At 56.3% G+C, this 3,028-nt stretch carries 3 protein-coding genes and 1 pseudogene; 1 reads left to right on the forward strand and 3 read right to left on the reverse strand.

The annotated features are described in order from the left end of the window. Both QUA10_RS28760 and QUA10_RS28765 read right to left on the reverse strand, forming a co-directional pair. A pseudogene (locus QUA10_RS28760) lies at nt 1–460 on the reverse strand (hypothetical protein); the annotation flags it as partial. 43 nt (nt 461–503) lie between these two features. After that, the gene (locus tag QUA10_RS28765) at nt 504–1,043 is read right to left on the reverse strand and encodes a PaaI family thioesterase (protein ID WP_333086470.1); all 540 of its coding nucleotides are present in this window, start codon (nt 1,041–1,043) and stop codon (nt 504–506) included. On the opposite strand from QUA10_RS28765, the gene QUA10_RS28770 reads away from it, so the two are divergent. Further along, nucleotides 1,042–1,863 (forward strand): MFS transporter, encoded by an 822-nt coding sequence (locus QUA10_RS28770; protein WP_333086471.1) that lies wholly within the window; start codon nt 1,042–1,044, stop codon nt 1,861–1,863. The two genes, QUA10_RS28765 and QUA10_RS28770, sit on opposite strands and share 2 nt — an antisense overlap. Nucleotides 1,864–2,182: 319 nt before the next feature. Here the strand turns inward: QUA10_RS28770 and QUA10_RS28775 are convergent. Then, nucleotides 2,183–3,028 (reverse strand): Ig-like domain-containing protein (locus QUA10_RS28775; RefSeq protein ID WP_333086472.1); only part of this gene is annotated, 846 nt, incomplete at its 5' end.

Here is a 3,028-nt window from a genome sequence, read left to right on the forward strand (position 1 = left end):
CTTCCTCTGCCGTGTGCCCCATGCTCATGTAGACCTGCGCAAAGTTCTCGAGCAGGGTGGGGTTGGGGGAGATATTGAAACCACCCATGGGCACGCGCGTCATCGACTCAACCCCCGCACAGATAAAGGCCTCGCCGGCGCCGAGCATGATTTGCCCTGCCGCGAAGTGCACGGCAGTCATCGACGAGCCGCAGAAGCGGTTGACCGTCGCTCCACCGAGGGTTTCCGGGAAACCGGCGCGGAAGCTGGCAATGCGGGCGATATTCATGCCCTGTTCGGCTTCCGGGTAGGCGCAGCCCATGATCACGTCTTCGATCTCTGCTGGATCGAGGTCGAGCTTGTCCACCAGGCCGCGCAGCGTCTGGGCAGCGAGATCGTCCGGGCGGAGGTTGATCAGGGAGCCTTTCTTGGCGAACTGAAAGGCGGAGCGAGCAAAACCTGCGATGACGATGGATGGCATGGTGGAGTTCCTCATGGTGATTGGCGCGATGGCAAAGCCAGGCTCAGCCGGGCATGTTGAGAATCAGGCAGGTGGTTGAGCCCACGGCATACAGGCGGTCGTCGACATCATAGATACGCCCCTCGGCCAGTGCGGTGGTGCGGCCGAGATGGACGATGCGCCCCTCGGCGCGAATCGGGCCGATTTTCTTGCTCAGGGCCCGGATATAGCTGATGCGCAGGTCGGTGGTGGTGTAACCCTGGCCGCGTTGCAACTGCGTATGGATGGCGCAACCCATGCAGGAGTCGAGCAGGGTGGCGGCGTAACCACCGTGTACGCTGCCCAGGGGATTGTAGTGACGTTCATCGGGCGGGCCCTGAACGAGAACACGACCGGGTGACCACTCCAGCGGGATGAAATCCAGCAGGTGACCGATGGGCGGCGAGGGCAGTTCACCGCGTCCGATACCGTCAAAGAACTCCTGCGGTAGCAATTCGCTGACCTGCGCCAGGCTCATGCTGCCGGGTGCACCAAGGCTGGCGCGCATGGCCTGTTCGGCGGCGATCCATTCAGCCAGTTTTTCTTCGTGTGATGGAGTGCTCATGGGGGCCTCTGCTTGGGTCGGTGTTTTATATTTCGAGCGTAATTTTATTGTTTACATTACGACTGAAATATTAATAAATGGCAAGCCACTGCCGCTGAAAATTAAGGGACACGCCATGCACGCTCATCCACTACCGTCGCGCCGCCTGCTGTTGATGCTGGTGGCGTTGACGGCCCTTGGCGAAATCTCCACGCAACTGATCATTCCCAGCCTGGGCGCTATCGAGCTGATCATGTCCGCACAACCGGGTAGCAGCCTGCTGGCGTTGTCGGCTTTCGTCGCGGCGTTTGGCCTGGGGCAGTTATGGCTTGGTCCCTTGTCGGACCGCATCGGCCGGCGTCCGGTGCTGATCGCCGGGTTGCTGGTCTACCTGCTGGCGACCCTGTGGATGCTGCTGGCCGGCAGCATGGGTGAATTTATCGCTGCCCGTGTGTTGCAGGGCATTGGTGCCTGTACGGCGCTGGTGTTGGCGCGGGGGGGGGTGCGGTTGGTGGTGTTTGGGCAGGTGTTTCCGCAGGGATTGGCGCGGGCGCGGGTGTTGGTGCAGGTGTTTCCGCAGGGATTGGCGCGGGCGCGGGTGCGGGTGTTGGTGCAGGTGTTTCCGCAGGCGTTGGTGCGGGCGCGGGCGCGGGTGTTGGTGTTTCTGCAGGGATTGGCGCGGGTGTTGGTGCAGGTGTTTCCGCAGGCGCGGGTGCAGGGCTTGGCGCGGGCGTGGGTGCAGGTGCGGGTGCGGGTGCGGGTGCAGGTGTTTCCGCAGGTGTTTCCGCAGGCGCGGGTGTTGGTGCAGGTGCGGGTGCGGGTGTCGCAACATCAATACTAAAAGTACCCAAACTGCTAGCAGCAGCAAAATTACCGCTAGCATCCTTCACCTGCGAGGCTTGCAAACTCACCGTGTAAGTACCATTATCAGCATTATCCCAAGTTCCCCCAGGCGGCGTAAACGAATATGTCGCTGTTCGCGGGGTACCATTGCTATTAACATCAACACTAACAAAGGTAGCAGGAATAGCCCCACCTGACCAATTTATAACAACGTCAGAATTATCTAAACTACTAACATCCACTCCACCACTATCGCTGAAAGTAACTGTCAATGCCTGACTTGTACCACCTGCTGTAGTAATGTTAGGAATTGCCCCTCAATTAGCAGTAAGTGCAGTGAGATCAGCAGTACGAGTCAATGGAATGGCTGCGGTGTTGTTATTACCAAAAGTATCCGTAGCTGTGGCAGCAAGTACATCAACGGTGACAGCGCCATCCCCAGTAGGGGTGACATCAAATGTGTAAGTTGTGGCATTAACTGGGACAAAGTTTCCGACAGTCGCATTGGCGACGTTGATATCAGTATTATCGAAACCGGTGACATCTTCACTGAATGTGGCTGTGACGCTAAATGGTGCGTTGAGTGTAGTTGGGGAAGTTGATGTTAAGACAACTGTGGGGACTGTAATATCAGCAGTACGAGTCAGTTGCGTGGCTGCGGTATTATTATTACCCCCAATATCAGTGGCAGCAGCAGCAGGGACATCAACTGTGACAGGGCCATCAGCATTCGGAGTCACATCAAAGGTGTAAGTTGTGCCGCTACCTGTGAAATTACTAATCGTACTGTTAGTAAGATTAACGTCGCTGGCAATAAATCCTGTGACGCTTTCGCTGAATGTTGCTGTGACTAAAAATGGTGCGTTTGTGGTTGTTGGGGATGCGGATGTTAAGGCAACTGTTGGCGCTGTAGCATCATTCGTGCGAGTCAGTTGTGTTGCGGTGGTATTGTTATTATCCGCAATATCAATGGCTGTAGCAGCAGGGACATCAACGGTGACAGGGCCATCAGCATTCGGTGTAACGGTAAAATTATAAGTCGTGCCGCTACCTGTAAAATTGCTAATCGTACTGTTAGTAAGATTCACGTCGCTGGCAATAAATCCTGTGACGCTTTCGCTGAATGTTGCTGTGACTAAAAATGGTGCGTTTGTGGTTGTTGG

The organism is Microcoleus sp. Pol8_D6 (assembly GCF_036700965.1).
Taxonomy (GTDB): domain Bacteria; phylum Cyanobacteriota; class Cyanobacteriia; order Cyanobacteriales; family Microcoleaceae; genus Microcoleus.